The sequence below is a fragment of the Nitrosomonas sp. Nm33 genome (assembly GCF_900107265.1).
Taxonomy (GTDB): Bacteria; Pseudomonadota; Gammaproteobacteria; order Burkholderiales; family Nitrosomonadaceae; genus Nitrosomonas.
In genome coordinates this window covers 18,233-33,349 of record NZ_FNPJ01000013.1, presented here as the reverse complement: position 1 = coordinate 33,349, position 15,117 = coordinate 18,233, and the positions used below count along the sequence as shown (strand labels likewise).

16 protein-coding genes and 1 CRISPR repeat array are annotated in these 15,117 nt (G+C 44.4%); of the genes, 7 read left to right on the top strand and 9 right to left on the bottom strand.

Features of this window, described 5'->3' with window-relative positions; all coding sequences use genetic code 11:
* Positions 1-6 precede the first annotated feature (6 nt).
* The 3 genes from BLV54_RS04630 to BLV54_RS04620 all read right to left on the bottom strand — a co-directional run bounded on the left by BLV54_RS04630 (position 7) and on the right by BLV54_RS04620 (position 2,618).
* On the bottom strand, positions 7-369 hold the full coding sequence (locus BLV54_RS04630) for an MTH938/NDUFAF3 family protein (protein ID WP_090568453.1): 363 nt from the start codon (positions 367-369) through the stop codon (positions 7-9).
* Positions 370-781: 412 nt separating this feature from the next.
* Positions 782-1,297 carry a CNP1-like family protein gene (locus BLV54_RS04625; protein ID WP_090568450.1) on the bottom strand — a complete coding sequence of 172 codons (516 nt, stop codon included), beginning with the start codon at positions 1,295-1,297 and terminating at the stop codon, positions 782-784.
* A 415-nt stretch (positions 1,298-1,712) separates the two neighbouring features.
* The gene (locus BLV54_RS04620; protein WP_176969672.1) at positions 1,713-2,618 is read right to left on the bottom strand and encodes a DMT family transporter; all 906 of its coding nucleotides are present in this window, start codon (positions 2,616-2,618) and stop codon (positions 1,713-1,715) included.
* A gap of 166 nt (positions 2,619-2,784) precedes the next feature.
* Here BLV54_RS04620 and dapC point away from each other — a divergent pair, with 166 nt between their 5' ends.
* Together dapC and dapD are read left to right on the top strand one after the other, a co-directional pair.
* Complete coding sequence (dapC, locus tag BLV54_RS04615) at positions 2,785-3,975, top strand: succinyldiaminopimelate transaminase (protein ID WP_090568447.1); 1,191 nt, start codon at positions 2,785-2,787, stop codon at positions 3,973-3,975.
* Positions 3,976-4,001: 26 nt separating this feature from the next.
* Positions 4,002-4,823, top strand: a complete 822-nt coding sequence (gene dapD / locus BLV54_RS04610; protein WP_090568444.1) for a 2,3,4,5-tetrahydropyridine-2,6-dicarboxylate N-succinyltransferase — start codon at positions 4,002-4,004, stop codon at positions 4,821-4,823.
* Positions 4,824-4,914: 91 nt separating this feature from the next.
* Here dapD and BLV54_RS04605 read toward each other — a convergent pair whose 3' ends face one another.
* Together BLV54_RS04605 and miaA are read right to left on the bottom strand one after the other, a co-directional pair.
* Complete coding sequence (locus BLV54_RS04605) at positions 4,915-5,265, bottom strand: BON domain-containing protein (RefSeq protein WP_256329128.1); 351 nt, start codon at positions 5,263-5,265, stop codon at positions 4,915-4,917.
* A 67-nt stretch (positions 5,266-5,332) separates the two neighbouring features.
* On the bottom strand, positions 5,333-6,295 hold the full coding sequence (miaA, locus tag BLV54_RS04600) for a tRNA (adenosine(37)-N6)-dimethylallyltransferase MiaA (protein ID WP_090568441.1): 963 nt from the start codon (positions 6,293-6,295) through the stop codon (positions 5,333-5,335).
* Between the two features lie 201 nt (positions 6,296-6,496).
* On the opposite strand from miaA, the gene BLV54_RS04595 reads away from it, so the two are divergent.
* Together BLV54_RS04595 and ybaL are read left to right on the top strand one after the other, a co-directional pair.
* Positions 6,497-6,688, top strand: a complete 192-nt coding sequence (locus BLV54_RS04595) for a twin transmembrane helix small protein (protein ID WP_090568439.1) — start codon at positions 6,497-6,499, stop codon at positions 6,686-6,688.
* Positions 6,689-7,063: 375 nt separating this feature from the next.
* Positions 7,064-8,758: a cation:proton antiporter domain-containing protein gene (gene ybaL / locus BLV54_RS04585; protein WP_090568435.1), complete on the top strand. Its 1,695-nt coding sequence runs from the start codon at positions 7,064-7,066 to the stop codon at positions 8,756-8,758.
* A gap of 132 nt (positions 8,759-8,890) precedes the next feature.
* Here ybaL and BLV54_RS04580 read toward each other — a convergent pair whose 3' ends face one another.
* Both BLV54_RS04580 and BLV54_RS04575 read right to left on the bottom strand, forming a co-directional pair.
* A complete protein-coding gene (locus BLV54_RS04580; protein ID WP_090568433.1) occupies positions 8,891-9,085 on the bottom strand; it encodes a YbdD/YjiX family protein in 195 nt (64 codons plus the stop codon).
* 32 nt (positions 9,086-9,117) lie between these two features.
* The gene (locus tag BLV54_RS04575; protein WP_090568429.1) at positions 9,118-11,160 is read right to left on the bottom strand and encodes a carbon starvation CstA family protein; all 2,043 of its coding nucleotides are present in this window, start codon (positions 11,158-11,160) and stop codon (positions 9,118-9,120) included.
* Between the two features lie 624 nt (positions 11,161-11,784).
* On the opposite strand from BLV54_RS04575, the gene BLV54_RS04570 reads away from it, so the two are divergent.
* The 3 genes from BLV54_RS04570 (at position 11,785) to BLV54_RS15955 (ending at position 12,468) form a co-directional block, all read left to right on the top strand.
* Complete coding sequence (locus BLV54_RS04570; RefSeq protein ID WP_090568427.1) at positions 11,785-11,991, top strand: HicB family protein; 207 nt, start codon at positions 11,785-11,787, stop codon at positions 11,989-11,991.
* Entirely contained in the window at positions 11,984-12,205 is a 222-nt protein-coding gene (locus tag BLV54_RS04565) for a type II toxin-antitoxin system HicA family toxin (protein ID WP_090568424.1), read from the top strand. The genes BLV54_RS04570 and BLV54_RS04565 overlap by 8 nt, the downstream gene beginning before the upstream one ends.
* Positions 12,206-12,312: 107 nt before the next feature.
* Positions 12,313-12,468 (top strand): hypothetical protein, encoded by a 156-nt coding sequence (locus tag BLV54_RS15955; protein ID WP_176969671.1) that lies wholly within the window; start codon positions 12,313-12,315, stop codon positions 12,466-12,468.
* Positions 12,469-12,494: 26 nt separating this feature from the next.
* Positions 12,495-13,784: direct repeats of the CRISPR family, unit length 36 nt; unit sequence GTTCCGGCTAGAGCACAGATCCCAATATGCTAAACT.
* 69 nt (positions 13,785-13,853) lie between these two features.
* On the opposite strand, the gene cas2 is transcribed toward BLV54_RS15955, so the two are convergent.
* A complete protein-coding gene (cas2, locus tag BLV54_RS04560; RefSeq protein ID WP_090568421.1) occupies positions 13,854-14,159 on the bottom strand; it encodes a CRISPR-associated endonuclease Cas2 in 306 nt (101 codons plus the stop codon).
* A gap of 27 nt (positions 14,160-14,186) precedes the next feature.
* Positions 14,187-15,116 (bottom strand): type II CRISPR-associated endonuclease Cas1, encoded by a 930-nt coding sequence (cas1, locus tag BLV54_RS04555; RefSeq protein ID WP_090568419.1) that lies wholly within the window; start codon positions 15,114-15,116, stop codon positions 14,187-14,189.
* Between the last annotated feature and the right edge of the window lies 1 nt (position 15,117).

The following is a 15,117-nucleotide window of genomic DNA, read 5'->3' as shown; positions in this document are numbered from 1 at the left end:
CAGAGATCAGCAAGTAACATGAAAAGGTCCGATGGTTGGGCCTTTAGCCTTGTGCCACTGGTGAATGGCTTCGGGAGTAGGTGAGAGATCAACTCGGACCTCCTTTTTCTTGAAATACTCTGATGCCTCTTCCAAGAGCGTTATATTGCCATAGTGACCTGAGCCAATGATAAGCCGTTCAGCTCCCTTTTCGAATATGTGCTCAGCCTTTTCGAGCGAGATGATATGTGATGTACCGAATACTGCCTTAGATAGTTTTTTCTTTCTCTTCTTGATCTCACCTGAAAGCCTGATGAGAACATCGTGTTCGATATCAGACCCATCTGTAGTGATGGAGCCAAATTTGGTACCGTCAATTCTAGGATTCATGGGGGCACTCCTGAGGGATGCTTCGTTATTCTATGGGCGGCTTATGTGCGCAACGATATGCCTACACATTTCGGTCATAGGTGACGCCCGGATCCAGCATTCGTTCCCATAGTCTTCGAGCCTTTGGCATCTTGCTAGCACTGCACTGTTGTCTCCTCTCAAACCAGCGAAGATGCTCGACGAGCTATGTGAATAAATTTACTGCTTTTAATATAGCATACTAATGGAGAAGGTTTTCAACAGTCGGGACTCGACCTGCCGCGTGCGTACGAATGGTGACCTTGGAGCTGAAGCTTGGTCGTCTCTTTCTGGCATTTTTGAGACATTGGTAAGTAGCGGAATCGACTCAAATCAGCCGATCGATTTAGTCGGATGCTGTCATTGGAGGAGCGTCATCAACGGCATTCTCCAATTATCGAAGAGCTTTCGGATGAGCTCCTGCTTTTAACGCTTGAATAGCTTCCTCTGGTGATCCGACAATAAGACCTCGTGGACAGAAATAATATTTAGCAAGTTCACGTTGAGCATAATCTTGTGTAATATTTTGGAGCATTTGCCATTCGGAAACTCGCGGTTGTACCCAGGTTCTGTCATTGCGACCCAAAGCATAGCGTTTCTTTTCCCTTGTCTCACAGCGTATCCCTTCAAAAGTTGCATTTTCTGCGCCTTGCGCTGATTTCACTACCAGGCTATATCGAATGACCCCATCTTTTTCCACAGAGATAGATGCAGCATCTACGAAGTAGCGGTGAGTACTGGTAGGACCAACATTGAATTCCAGCAGGTTGCCGGCTTGGGGATAGGGGGGTAATTGTGTTTGCAGCTCCGCCCAGTCTTTGCCACGATCAAATTTGTCTATAAATTTTTCTTTGGTTATACATGCTGTGAAAAATAAGACGCAGAGTATAGGAAGAAGAATTTTTTTCATTTAGCTATGTTTGATTAGATCCTTGAGCAAAGGCATCCTGTATTTCCGCATCAAATATTGCAATTATCGCTTGATAGACAGAATGATCATTACCCATACCGTGAATTGTAGTATCAAAGAAATGATCGAATAATACGCATGATATTACAAGTCAATACCATTTATGGTACATGATTGCAATATTCTTCTTATTTAGAAATTAAAATCAACGCGTGGGCGCGTAGATTAAATTTATAATAGCAAATATTCAGGCTAATCTGTGCTTCGGAGGCGAGTGAACGCCTTTCTCCTTGTTATTCCATTTCTAAATCAAACCTGACTTTGTCAGCTTTGCCTTGCCGTATTATTTATACTGTCTGCGGCTCGCCTTCGCATCATTTTTGATTTGGAAATGGAATTAATATGATTGCTGACATCATGGCTGCTGAGATACAGGTTCTACATAATTAATATGTGCAGAAAAAAGACTTGCCGAGATAATCATTAAACTACCTATCCACTCTTTAGGCGTCATTGTTTCATTTGCAAGATAGTATGAAGCAATGGCAGCAACGATCAACTCGAATAACATAATAACAATAGCCTGATTTGCCGGAATATGGGTTAAACCATATTGTAATACTATACTCAGGAAGAAGATCATTAATCCCAGCACTAGCAAAAGTACCCAGATGTCTGTAGAGATGTCAGAGATTAATGGGAGGGATTCCATTTTCCAGGTTGCAAAAAATCCAATTAACGTGACACCTAACCATATTGCCATTGATTTTAATTGAATATTGTGCGCTTGATTTTTACGAATCAGTACGTTGGCAAGCGCAAACATAATGCCACCTGATAACCCCATCCAGTCACCATACGAGGCAGGCAAAGGAAAGTCATTTCCCGGCTGCCATAACATTGTCATTGCGCCGATTAGAGATAGTAGAATGACCCAGTACCCAAGTAGGCTCAATTTTTCACTGAGCAGAACCCGTGCAAATAGAATTGTCCACAGTGGCGCCAGATAAAATAGAAGTAAAACTCGCATAACTTCACCATGAATGATTCCCAGAACATAGGCAGTGTTCGCCAAACCTGAGCACACGCCAATCCAGACGAGTAGATAGACTGCTTTATCCAAGAAATTGAATGTTCGAACTTGTTTTCGGAATAACACAAGTCCAATTAATAAGGCAATAAAGTAAGTGAGGGTAGTAGAAGCTTCCCCCCTGATTCCAGCCTGCTCCAGTAAACGAAAGGGGTACCAAGCTACTCCCCAAAAAGTTGCACCAATGAGCAAAGCGGTGATCGGTACGATATTTTTTTGTTTGGTCAACATGAGGATTGCCCTTTATAATGGATAATTTTTATCAAATAAAGCATGTAAAAAGTAGTCTGCTAAAAGTAGTCTGCTAAAAAAAATTGCTGTGGTTTAAGTGTAGAGAGCATTTGAGAAACATGCGCTCGCTTATACCTACTTTTGGCCTTACCATTAATATAGCAAAATGAATCCAACGCTGAACAACCTGCAGCCTTACCCTTTCCAGAAACTTTCAAAATTATTGGATGGAATCACGCCTAATCCATCGCTAACTCCCATTCATTTGCACATTGGTGAGCCTAAACATCCAACACCTGATTTCATTTGTCAGGAGCTAATTAATAATCTTGACGGATTGGCACATTATCCCACAACCATGGGTGCAAAGTGGTTACGGACGAGCATTGCTACCTGGCTAATGCAACGCTATCGATTGACAGCCATTGATCCAGATACAGAAGTGATTCCGGTCAATGGCAGTCGTGAAGCTTTGTTTTCATTTGCTCAGGCTGTTATTGATGCCCATACAGCACAACCTCCGGTTGTAGTGTGCTCAAATCCTTTTTATCAGATTTACGAAGGCGCTGCCTTATTGGCGGGAGCAACTCCTTACTTTCTCAATACCCTGGCTAAAAATAATTTTGCATTGGATTATGCGCAGCTAACGGCCGACATCTGGTCACGTACGCAACTTGTCTACGTCTGTTCGCCAAACAATCCTACCGGTAGGGTAATGACTATGGATGAATGGCAACAGTTATTTGCACTATCTGATCGTTATGGATTTGTCATCGCCTCAGATGAATGTTATTCAGAAATTTATTTTGATGAGGATCATCCCCCGTTAGGAGCTTTAGAAGCAGCTCACCAGCTTGGTCGGAATGGGTTTCCTCGGTTAGTCGTGTTCAGTAGTTTATCCAAGCGTTCCAACGTGCCTGGGATGCGTTCCGGTTTTGTGGCAGGGGATGCTGCTATTCTGAAAAAATTTTTGCTGTATCGCACTTATCATGGCAGCGCTATGAATCCAGTGGTGCAGGCCGCCAGTAAGGTTGCCTGGGCTGATGAGCAGCATGTGATCGAAAATCGCCGCATGTATCGGGAAAAATTCAATAAGGCCATGATTATCCTGGCAGAACATCTGCCGATTACTATGCCCGATGCCACTTTCTATTTCTGGGTAAAAACACCCATCAGTGATGTTGAATTCACCCAAAAGTTATATCGCGATTATAATGTCAATGTTTTGCCGGGTAGTTACCTTGCACGTGAAGCCCACGGTGTTAATCCAGGTGAAAATTTCGTACGCATAGCATTGGTCGCACCATTAGCTGAATGTGTGGAAGCAATGGAAAGAATAAAAGATTGTTGTATCTGAATTGATTAAACGTTTTAAGGAATAACATGGAACAATTGCAAGCCATAATTGAAGAAGCTTTCGAGCGGCGTGCTGAGATTACACCGCGTAATGTCGAAGCAAACCTCAAAGAGTCAATTGCGCAAGTCATTAATCTGCTTGATAACGGTAAGTTACGTGTTGCTGAAAAAATTGGCGGTGAATGGGTGACGCACCAGTGGATCAAAAAAGCAGTATTATTATCTTTCCGGATAGAAGATAACGCTTTCATAAAAGGTGGTTTCTCTAATTACTTTGACAAAATTCCATCCAAGTTTGCGGATTATAGTTCTAGAGATTTTCGTGATGGGGGTTTTCGGGTGGTACCGCCTGCTGCAGTTCGTAGAGGTTCATTTATCGCTAACAATGTAGTGTTGATGCCTTCTTATGTTAATATCGGCGCCTATGTTGATGAGGGCACTATGGTTGATACTTGGGCGACTGTGGGTTCTTGTGCTCAGATTGGTAAAAATGTGCATTTATCAGGGGGGGTAGGCATTGGTGGCGTACTGGAACCTGTGCAGGCCAATCCGACGATCATTGAGGATAATTGTTTTATTGGCGCGCGCTCCGAAATTGTCGAAGGGGTGATCGTTGGGGAAAACTCTGTCATTTCAATGGGGGTTTATATTGGCCAGAGCACCAAGATATACCACCGGGAAACAGGGGAAATCACTTACGGCCGAATACCGCCAGGTTCAGTGGTGGTATCAGGAAGCCTGCCTTCAGAGAACAAGCAATATAGCCTTTATTGTGCGGTGATTGTAAAACAGGTTGATGCTAAAACTCGTTCCAAAACAGGAATTAATGAGTTGTTGCGGGGAATTTAACTGTAATCGGAGTCTACGCCGTATCAAACAAACCCCGGAGAAGCTCCGGGGTGGCAAGTATTATTTTTTTATTATTTCTTATATTTAGAGTTTATTGGCTTGCTGCTGATTGACTGTTCTTCGCGCGGATTTGATTACTAACCTTTTTGACCCCTTCAACCAACCATACTTGCATAATGACCTGATCGACTTGGGCTTGATTGTCAACTAGACCACTTATGGATACTTCGCCGTTTCTTACCTCAATATTGAGAGCTAGATTTTTCACATCTGCATTAGCTGATAGCCTTGATTTAATATTGTTGGAAATAGCATTATCATCGTATTGAGGTCCCTCAGCGGGTACTACCCAGGATTCATGCACTTTTTCTGAATTACCACAGCCCGGTATGGCCAAAATGCTAGAAAGTATCCCAATTAGAATCCATAATTTATTGCGCATTTCTATATTATCTCCTTAAAATTAAAGTTAGCTTAAATTTAAATAGGGGGGAAGAAAACCTTGAGTGTCAATTAGTTGCAAAATCTCTGGTTTGCAAGTATGCGATCACTTGCTGGGATAAATTTTCTGCAAGACAGTCGAATTCCTGTAATTCTGTCATTGCTCGTAACCAGGTCAATTGACGTTTTGCTAATTGCCGCGTAGCCGCAATCCCCATATCCCTCATTGTAGTGAGGCTAATAAAATTGTCCAGATACATGTATACCTGCCGATAACCGACACAGCGCATGGAAGGAGTTTCTGCATTTACACAAAATTGATCACGGATAGTGCGTACCTCATCAATCAATCCCATTTCTATCATTTTTTCGAAACGGAAAAGAATACGCTCATGCAAAATTTTCCGGTCAGCTGGAAGGAGCGCGATGCTGATCAGGTTATAGGGGAGCGGTGTGCTTTTCTGTTGCGATAGTATTTCTGACATAGGTCTGTCAGTGAGATAGTATACTTCTAGTGCCCGTTGGATGCGTTGGCTATCATGAGGCTTGACGCGTTCTGCAGTGATTGGATCAAACTGCTTCAACATGCGATGCATTTCTGGCCAGCCTTTCTTTGCAGCAGCTATTTCAATCTTCCTCCGAATATTTTCATCTGCAGAAGGAAGTTCAGAGAGACCCTCTTTCAAGGCTTTGAAATAAAGCATGGTGCCACCTACTAATAGAGGTATTTTCCCTCTTGCTGTGATTTCATCCATTTTTGTGAGCGCATCTTGGCGGAATTGTGCGGCAGAATAATGCTCGTCTGGGTTAATTAAATCAATCAGATGATGAGGTACTGCAGCCAGGGCATACTGATCAGGCTTAGCGCTGCCGATATTCATTTTCCGATAAACCTGAGCTGAATCCACGCTGATGATTTCAACTGGAAAATATTGGGCAATTTCCATGGCTACATTCGATTTTCCGCTAGCTGTCGGCCCCATCAGAAGAATAGCAGGCGGAAATTCTGTTATGTTGTGCTTACTCAACATGTTGTTCTGAAAAAGTTGAAGGAGTTAGCAAAATATCGAGAAACTATCTAAAAATTACTGGATCAATCATATGTTATGGTAATCAGTTACAATATATTATATAAGCAGAGTCGCAACTAAACGGGATGAAACACATAAAGTCATTGAGTGCTTAAGCTTGATGATCACTTAATTTAATTCCAACAATAATAGGAATAAAAATTGAAGATCTTTGCTATTTTACTATTGCTGATAATACTTTACAGTCTTGGATCCGCACTTTACTACATGCTTAAAGATAATGGGCAGGGCACGCGTATGGTCAAATCATTAACAATACGTATTGCTCTGTCTCTGGTGCTTTTCGTTGTCATGATGATAACAACTTATATTAATTATATTTATAAAGGTTGAGCATTTTGATTACCCTTAAATCTGGGTAAAGCTGACAACGAAAGATGAAAATCATCCTTTTCTTGTGCGCGATAGCCATAGCTGGGCCGGTGCAGCATATCTAAAATATCGCTGCAAATCGCTAGAATGATTTTCTAGAGCTTCAGAATTATCTGAAGCCGACAAAATTATCTCAAAGAAGATATCAGTAAAAGCGTGATGAGCTGAAGCATTAATCAAAATTAAATGCCCAGCCCTAAGGCGTTTCCTGATCAAGGGCATCTTATTGCCTGTTATTTATGCGTGTTGCTTCATTCCAGGAATGAATTGAAATACTTGACCCCATTTGCTTCCATAAATTGAAATAATTTAATAAAACCATCAATTTTTTCAAGAATGCCACACAGCACAATTCTAATTATGACTATTGCAGTCAGTCTCGGCCTGGCGCTGATTATGGGGATTGTTGCTCAACGATTAAAACTCCCTGTTTTAATAGGCTACCTACTGGCCGGCATGATCATTGGCCCTCATTCACCTGGGTTTGTGGCAGATATCGAGTTATCAAATCAACTGGCAGAAATCGGCGTCATTCTGCTGATGTTTGGTGTTGGATTGCATTTTTCGCTAGATGACTTGCTGGCAGTTCGACACATTGCGCTGCCAGGCGCAATTGTACAGATTGTAGTGGCAACTGCCTTGGGAGCCACAATCGCGATGAGTTGGGGCTGGGATATAGCTGCAGGTATTGTATTTGGTTTGGCGCTGTCAGTTGCTAGCACAGTTGTGCTCTTGCGTGCATTGGAGCAGCACGGATTGCTTAAATCGATCAATGGCAGAATAGCAGTTGGCTGGCTAATCGTTGAAGATTTAGTCGTTGTGCTGGCTCTTGTATTACTGCCGCCACTCTCCGTTGGTGTAGGAGGTGACACTAGCTCAGTTGCAAGCACGCAATTATTGATGACACTCATCATCACCTTAGCTAAGGTGTCAGCATTCATAGCATTGATGCTTATCGTGGGGAAAAGGCTTTTTCCATGGCTGCTTTGGCATGTTGCCAGCACCAAATCGAACGAGTTGTTCACGCTATGCGTTATCGCCGTTGCAGTGGGAATTGCGTATGGAGCAGCAATACTGTTTGATGTTTCCTTTGCGCTCGGTGCATTTTTCTCCGGCATGGTGATGCGGGAGTCTAGTTTGAGCCATCGTGCCGCTCAGGAATCTTTACCGCTCAGAGACGCTTTTTCCGTGCTGTTTTTTGTGTCCGTAGGCATGTTGTTTGATCCGCATATTTTGATCGAGGAGCCGCTACACGTGCTTGTTGTGGTTGCGATCATTATGCTGGGAAAATCGCTGGCCGCCTTTATACTCGTGCTCATTTTTCGCTATCCACTTAATACAGCTCTCACGGTGTCGGTCAGTCTCGCGCAAATCGGGGAGCTCTCATTTATTCTTGCTTCGCTTGGCTTGTCTCTAGGGCTTCTTCCGCATGAGGGATATAACCTGATATTAGTAGGGGCTTTTATTTCTATTACGCTTAATCCATTGATATTTCAATCAGCTGAGCCCATTCAGAACTGGATCCGTGCTCGTTCCCGACTCGCCCGCAGATTGGAGCGTTCAGTTGATCCGTTGGCAGAATTACCGCTGGCAGTTGCATCCAATTATGTGACAAATCATGTGGTAATTGTTGGTTATGGAGCTGTGGGGAAGCGTATAGGTGAAATTTTGGCCAAGAAAGGAATCCATTTTGTCGTGGTGGATCATAATCGCGAAGTCGTCGAGCGCTTACGTAAGCAGGGTATCCATGCTGTAGCGGGTGATGCCACTGATCCGGCTGTTTTGATCCAGGCGCACATCGCTCGCGCCAGCGTATTGATTATCACCGCTGCTGATGCGTTGCGGATACAACAAATGGTCGAAACCACCCACATCCTGAATCCGCAGGCTGAGATCCTAATCAGCACGCATGATGTAGAAGATGCTGCACGACTACAAAAAGAAAACGCAGGGACAATATTTCTGGATGAACAGGAGCTTGCAAATAATATTACCCATCATGTGCTGAAAAAGCTGGAAAGCCATAAATAGCAGCGCACAAGAGTATCTTTGGTATAAAACCGGTAAATACTGTTATTGAGGTTCCAGAAATACGAGTTTTGGGAGCGTCTCACCTGCATTATGACTGAGTTTGGTAAGACGCCCAGTTTTCAATAGACGGGGTTAACAGCAGCGGCTGATTTTGCCACCATAACGCGCTTCCTGCCGCTCACGGAAGAATGCTTCATAAGACATGATTGCCTTATCAGGATGCGCCTCTTTCATATGCGCAACATATACGTCGTATTCAGGCACACCAATCATTAATCGCATGCTTTGCCCTAGATAACTCCCTACTCGGATAATTTTATTTAACATGATGAAAAACCTCTCTTTAGTAAGTCTAAAAATTAATAAGGATTGACAGGAGATAATTCGACGCGCGCTACTCTGCGTGCAAGCAGGATAGTTCTAAAGCCAAAAAACAACATACTGATCAGTATGCACATGAACATAGCGGCGAGCCCAGCGTCCAGATAATCGTTAAAAATCACCTGTTGCATCTGGGAAGTGGATTTAGCAGGCGCAAGCAGATTTCCTAAGCTTAGCGCCTCTTCATATGAGGTTGCATGGGCTAGAAAACCAATTCGGGGATTGTCGTTAAATATTTTATGCCAGGCAGCAGTTAAGGTGGTGCAGGCAATCCAAACGGTAGGCACAATGGTGATCCATGCATACCGGTCACGTTGCATTTTGAACAGGATGCAGGTACACAAAATGAGCGCAATGCAAGCGAGCATCTGATTAGTAATACCGAAGAGCGGCCATAAAGTATTGATGCCACCTAATGGATCGATGACCCCTTGGTAGAGGAAATACCCCCAACCACCGACACATAAAGTCGTGGCAATGAGATTTGCGACAATGGAGTCGGTGCGTTTCATGGCAGGTACAAAAGTACCGAGCAGATCCTGCAACATGAATCGTCCAGCACGGGTACCCGCATCGACTGCTGTCAGGATAAAGAGTGCTTCAAACAGAATCGCGAAGTGATACCAAAATGCCATCATTGCCTGTCCGCCGATGAAGTTAGACAGAATTTGGGCCATGCCGACAGCCAAAGTAGGGGCTCCGCCAGTACGAGAGATGATGGTATTTTCACCCACATCTTTGGCGGTTTGAGTCAGCATTTCCGGTGTAAGATAAAATCCCCATTGCGAAATGGTTTGAGCAGCAGACTCGGCTGTACTTCCAATCAGTGCTGCCGGACTATTCATTGCAAAATAGATCCCTGGTTCGATGATTGAAGCAGCAACCAGCGCCATAATCGCGACAAATGACTCCATCAGCATGGCGCCATAGCCAATGAAACGGGCATCCTTCTCATTTTTAATCATTTTCGGTGTCGTACCCGATGAGATTAGCGAATGAAAACCAGAAACAGCACCACATGCGATCGTAATAAAGAGGAAGGGAAACAAGCTGCCAGACCAGACTGGGCCCGTCCCATCAACAAATTGTGTGAAAGCCGGCATTTTAAGCTCTGGTGAAATAGCCAGCACACCCACAGCTAACCCGACAATCGTGCCGATTTTCAGGAAAGTCGATAGATAATCACGCGGTGCCAGCAATAGCCAGATCGGCAACACCGAAGCGATTGCGCCATACGCAATCAACATCCAGGTGAGTTGGACGCCATTAAAGGTAAATAAAGCTGCCAGCTCAGGGTTTTCCTGAATGGATTGCCCACCGACGATCGCGAGCATGAGCAGAATAAATCCAATCAATGAAACCTCACCAATCTGTCCTGGGCGAATATAGCGCGCATAAATACCCATGAAGAATGCAATAGGGATGGTCGCGGCAACGGTAAAGGTTCCCCAAGGTGATTCAGCCAGCGCCTTGACCACAATCAAAGCCAATACCGCCAGCAGAATCAGCATGATAAAGAAGGTGCCGACTAGCGCGATCATCCCGGGGAGCGGCCCAAGCTCAGATTTGATCATGTCACCGAGCGAGCGGCCATCGCGCCGCATCGACATAAATAACACGATGAAGTCTTGTACGGCACCAGCCACAACCACTCCTATCAGCAACCACAATAAACCAGGTAAATAACCCATCTGGGCAGCCAGAATCGGCCCAACCAAAGGTCCAGCACCGGCAATTGCAGCAAAATGATGGCCAAACAACACGTACTTATTAGTCGGCACATAATCCAGTCCATCATTAAATTTATGCGCAGGCGTCATGCGTTCGGAATCAAGTCCTAATACACGTCGTGAGATAAATAGGCTGTAATAGCGATAGCCAATCAGGTGAACACAAACAGCCGCAATCACAATCCAGATCGCATTAATGGATTCGCCTTGCTGCAGGGCAATGACGCCAAAAGAAAAGGCACCTGCAATGGCTAATACCAACCAGCCAGTATGCTTAATAAGATGATTCATAATTCTTCCCTATAGATAATAGTTACGATTGACTTGAAACGTGATGCTAATCCTATTTTTTAATTTTACTTTACTGATAGGTCATAAGAATATTGTTGAAATGCTATTGCTAGCATGACTAACCCGGCTAGTTCGCCAGTAGAACTTTCCAGCACGATATTTACAAAAACACCGTTCGGCCTGAGCTGTGAGCTTATCGAACAGTCGAAGGCCGCTATCCATCGCATAAGGTGTCAGTCATTGTATGGTGTACGAATTCACCGCTCATTACAGTACTATCAGTCGGTTAATTCGTTCATTTTGCAAGATACAATAAATGACACCTTTTCAAGATGAATGACTCAACAATGGACCGATCCAGACAAAAATCGAGAAGGAAACGTGCCAGTCCAGCTCCGTTGAAACGCTATTTTTTTAAATTCACCAGATACTCACTCGTCACAACTGTCAGTTGACTTTCACTTCCACAGTTTTACAATTCCCATAAGGGCCGCTTCCTGCTGGTTTAGTTCAACAAGGTTTATCCGCCGATAGGGTAGTGGCTATTGTAAACTTGGGGGTGGTGGCGGATAAATGCTATTTGTTTTAGGTATTTCGTCCCCCTGCAACTAAAGGAGAAAATTTATGGAACTGTCCGCTGTTTTAAGCCCAGCCCCGGAAGGAGGGTATGTCGCATTCAACCCTGAAACCGGCACGACTACGCAAGGCGAAACCGTAGAAGAAGCTTTGGTCAATCTGCGCGAGGCGACAGAGTTATATCTCGAAGAATTTCCCCTTGCTGTTTCTGGTCGGCCATTGCTGACTACGTTCGAAGTGCCAGAACATGCCTAAATTGCCGGTTGTGTCCGGGGCCGAGGTCGTGCGAGCCTTGGAACGGTTCGGTTTCGTCGTCGTCCGTCAACGCGGAAGCCACATCGTCATGCGCCGCGGTTCGTCTGGCTGCGTTATTCCCAACCATCACGAGTTGAAGATCGGTACGCTGGCTGGTCTTCTCAAGCAGGCTGGCGTTTCCACAGAAGAGTTCGCCGAGGCGCTTCATGCCTAACCTTACTCGATAATGCTTTTATTGGTGAGGTGCAAAAATATATTAGTTTGAAGCAAAGTAATAGTATTCATATTACCAAGCGATCGAAGAAATCGCCCAGGAAACCAATGGATGAAATTGTTGCCGGCATTACTGATAGAGGAGAAGCAATGAATGCGCTATACAAAACGGGATATTACACAATGTTTGAAATTGCAACGTATTTTAATGTTCATTACAGTACTGTTAGTTGGTCAATTCGTTCGTTTTGCAAGATGCAATGACTGACACCTTTTGTTCTTCTGATTGTGTTCCGGCTAGAGCACAGATCCCAATATGCTAAACTCCTCTGTCATTTCAACTCATTCGGAATGGTGTTCCGGCTAGAGCACAGATCCCAATATGCTAAACTTGCCTCGGAACCAGCATTTACTGTAACCGAGTTCCGGCTAGAGCACAGATCCCAATATGCTAAACTCTATGTACGCATGCCGCATTCGTTCCACCCGTTCCGGCTAGAGCACAGATCCCAATATGCTAAACTTATTGAATATGGCGCTAATTACCGGCAGAAGTTCCGGCTAGAGCACAGATCCCAATATGCTAAACTTGGACCGGCGGTGGTGTTAGGCGTGATGGTGTTCCGGCTAGAGCACAGATCCCAATATGCTAAACTAAAATTATGCGGAAACTCAAAGATCGTATAGTTCCGGCTAGAGCACAGATCCCAATATGCTAAACTCCGCTGCTGGTGGGCTAGCATCTGTATTGTGTTCCGGCTAGAGCACAGATCCCAATATGCTAAACTAAGACTGGCAGTAGTGTAAAAGTGGGGAATGTTCCGGCTAGAGCACAGATCCCAATATGCTAAACTATATGGTCAAGGTCTAATATAAGTCTTTCGGTTCCGGCTAGAGCACAGATCCCAATATGCTAAACTATGAAGGAATACGTGAATACTAAGCAAATGGTTCCGGCTAGAGCACAGATCCCAATATGCTAAACTATCTTCAGCATTTGTGAATATCTCGCCAGTGTTCCGGCTAGAGCACAGATCCCAATATGCTAAACTGAATATTGATGGCGCAGGTAAGACGTTACAGTTCCGGCTAGAGCACAGATCCCAATATGCTAAACTCCGTCTTGATAGTGATTGTTTATTTAAAATGTTCCGGCTAGAGCACAGATCCCAATATGCTAAACTTCAAAATTGATGGCGGCGCAATACGTATTAGTTCCGGCTAGAGCACAGATCCCAATATGCTAAACTACCACAGCAGTTCAATCACATGATGCTGCAGTTCCGGCTAGAGCACAGATCCCAATATGCTAAACTCCATTATGAGAACCTCGCTGGAGAGATTACGTTCCGGCTAGAGCACAGATCCCAATATGCTAAACTGCCAAAATATCCCTGTGCGCTCGTGATCAAGTTCCGGCTAGAGCACAGATCCCAATATGCTAAACTATGCGCGCTGTAATGGTGTTACCGGCCAGAGTTCCGGCTAGAGCACAGATCCCAATATGCTAAACTTTATCACTATGCCAAATGACTCTAAAGTTAGTTCCGGCTAGAGCACAGATCCCAATATGCTAAACTCCAGGCACGTTAACTCCATGATTATTCATGGAGTTAACGTAATCGGAAATAAAGAAAAAATAACTTTTATTAGAAAAGTTCATACTGCTCTGGTGATTTTTTATTTGATTGTTTTGCTTTGCCATGAAAAGTGATGATGCGTTCATATTGTTTATCAGTAAATTGCAGGATATTGACTTTTCCACCTCCAGGCAAGATTTTTTCTACTTGTGCGCAGTAGGTGTCTATCTGGCTCTGGCTACTGCAAAAGCGCATATAAACTGAAAACTGTGACATCTCAAAGCCCATATCCAATAAGGCATTGCGAAAATTTGTAGCTGCTTTACGTTCATCTTTTTCAACCACTGGCAAATCGAACATAACGACAATCCACATTAAGCGATATCCGGAAAGCATGGCACGTTAGTCGTCCTTGAGTGATGCAGCAAGGTCGAGTGGCAACCCTGGCAGAGGCAAATCAAGTTTTTTTCTCTCGCTCATAAAAACTTGAGCCAGTGAAGTAGCAAGCTTCTGTGCGCAGACCATCAGAGGAGTTGCGCCCACATTGGTTTGCATATCGTCATATAGCGTTCTTACCAATGCGCGTTTGTTTTCTGGTGTCACCTGAATTTCACCTTGCTGATGTAATTGCCAGACTTTCAGGTCTATCACAGGTCGGAAAGGTTCCATCAAATCATCCACTAACCGCATTGCATTGCCTTCGTTACTGTGATGCAATCCGATGGTTGGATGCAATCCTGCCGCAACGACAGCGCGTGCGGTGGCTGCGCGCAAGACGGTATAACCATAGTTGAGCATGGCGTTAAGACCGTCACTTTGCTGATCGCGGCGAAAATCATCCCCAAACAGAAGTCCCCAGTAGCGCCGCGCGCCTTGGGCTTCGAAATTTTCCGGATCACCGGAGCGCACTTTGCGGGCCAGAGCAGACAGAGGAATAAATGGCGCACCTGCAGCCTCAAGTGCAGTAGCTTGTTGCTGTAATTTTGATTTGACAATTTCTGCCCAAAGCCGCTTCATGAGCGGCTGACTGGCAGCAAGTTGTGCATCAAATCGTTTTGCTTGTTGATAGTTACCATCTATTGTCAGTACCATCCCTACCGCATTGTGATTGGCAGCACACAGCACGAATGGTGCGCAACGCTCGGCTAGCGCCACTAAAAGGTTATTGGTATAACTCAGGCCATGCGCATTGGCGATTACAGCAGCAATATCATCCAACGGTACTTGCCCCAATTCCTTACGCTCGCCTTCCGTGTCTTTTACCACCAGAAAACCGCGCGAAAGGAACAAATGCCGCCGGTCATCCGCCACTTCTACGATGCGGCCTATCATC

What these genes read in the sequence shown, in the direction of transcription:
- BLV54_RS04625 (WP_090568450.1), bottom strand. Translation starts at nt 1,297, where the DNA reads ATGAAAAAAATTCTTCTTCCTATACTCTGCGTCTTATTTTTCACAGCA.
- miaA (WP_090568441.1), bottom strand. Translation starts at nt 6,295, where the DNA reads ATGTTGAGTAAGCACAACATAACAGAATTTCCGCCTGCTATTCTTCTG.
- dapC (WP_090568447.1), top strand. Translation starts at nt 2,785, where the DNA reads ATGAATCCAACGCTGAACAACCTGCAGCCTTACCCTTTCCAGAAACTT.
- ybaL (WP_090568435.1), top strand. Translation starts at nt 7,064, where the DNA reads ATGCCACACAGCACAATTCTAATTATGACTATTGCAGTCAGTCTCGGC.
- cas2 (WP_090568421.1), bottom strand. Translation starts at nt 14,159, where the DNA reads ATGTGGATTGTCGTTATGTTCGATTTGCCAGTGGTTGAAAAAGATGAA.
- BLV54_RS04575 (WP_090568429.1), bottom strand. Translation starts at nt 11,160, where the DNA reads ATGAATCATCTTATTAAGCATACTGGCTGGTTGGTATTAGCCATTGCA.
- BLV54_RS04565 (WP_090568424.1), top strand. Translation starts at nt 11,984, where the DNA reads ATGCCTAAATTGCCGGTTGTGTCCGGGGCCGAGGTCGTGCGAGCCTTG.
- cas1 (WP_090568419.1), bottom strand. Translation starts at nt 15,116, where the DNA reads ATGATAGGCCGCATCGTAGAAGTGGCGGATGACCGGCGGCATTTGTTC.
- BLV54_RS04630 (WP_090568453.1), bottom strand. Translation starts at nt 369, where the DNA reads ATGAATCCTAGAATTGACGGTACCAAATTTGGCTCCATCACTACAGAT.
- BLV54_RS04605 (WP_256329128.1), bottom strand. Translation starts at nt 5,265, where the DNA reads ATGCGCAATAAATTATGGATTCTAATTGGGATACTTTCTAGCATTTTG.
- BLV54_RS04620 (WP_176969672.1), bottom strand. Translation starts at nt 2,618, where the DNA reads ATGTTGACCAAACAAAAAAATATCGTACCGATCACCGCTTTGCTCATT.
- dapD (WP_090568444.1), top strand. Translation starts at nt 4,002, where the DNA reads ATGGAACAATTGCAAGCCATAATTGAAGAAGCTTTCGAGCGGCGTGCT.
- BLV54_RS04580 (WP_090568433.1), bottom strand. Translation starts at nt 9,085, where the DNA reads ATGTTAAATAAAATTATCCGAGTAGGGAGTTATCTAGGGCAAAGCATG.
- BLV54_RS15955 (WP_176969671.1), top strand. Translation starts at nt 12,313, where the DNA reads ATGGATGAAATTGTTGCCGGCATTACTGATAGAGGAGAAGCAATGAAT.
- BLV54_RS04570 (WP_090568427.1), top strand. Translation starts at nt 11,785, where the DNA reads ATGGAACTGTCCGCTGTTTTAAGCCCAGCCCCGGAAGGAGGGTATGTC.